Below are 504 nucleotides of genomic sequence, written 5' to 3'. Positions count from 1 at the left end.
GGGCGTACTGCACCTGCTGCAAGGTGCGCGGGAAACCGGCATCGCCTGGGAGGAAAACCCAGGAATCGAAGGGTTGTTCTTCACCGGATAAAGCAGCACGGGTAAGAAAAGGAACCAGAAAGGAGAAGGGAGTCCGGAAAAGAGGAGGGAGAGGGAAAGGGGAGGAAAGAAAAAGAGGGGGGGGGAGGAAGGGGAAGAGGAGAGAAGAGGGGGGAGGAGGGGGAGAGGGGGGAAAGGAAAGGAAAGAAAAGAGGAGGAGGAGAAAGGGAGGAGGGGAAAAAAGGGAGGGGAGAAGAGAGGAAAGGAAAGGAGAGAAAGAAAGGGAAAAGGAAAAGAGAGAGAGGGAGAAGGGGGAAAAGGGAGAAAAGGAGGAAGAAAAGGGGGGGAGGGAGGGAGGAAAAAAAAAGAAAAAAAGAAGAGGAGGAAGAAGAGAGGGAAAAAAGAGGAGGAAAAAGGGAGGACTTCTAGTAGGAAGGGGCCTACGGCAAACGTTTGAAACAGCTT

The 504-nt window shown here is 52.6% G+C and carries 1 pseudogene; it reads left to right on the top strand.

Going from position 1 to position 504, the window contains the following annotated elements:
• Positions 1–166, top strand: a pseudogene (gene astD / locus HF257_RS33765) (succinylglutamate-semialdehyde dehydrogenase); the annotation flags it as partial.
• Between the last annotated feature and the right edge of the window lie 338 nt (positions 167–504).

Source organism: Pseudomonas cremoris, assembly GCF_014230465.1.
This window is presented reverse-complemented; position numbering and strand designations above follow the sequence as displayed.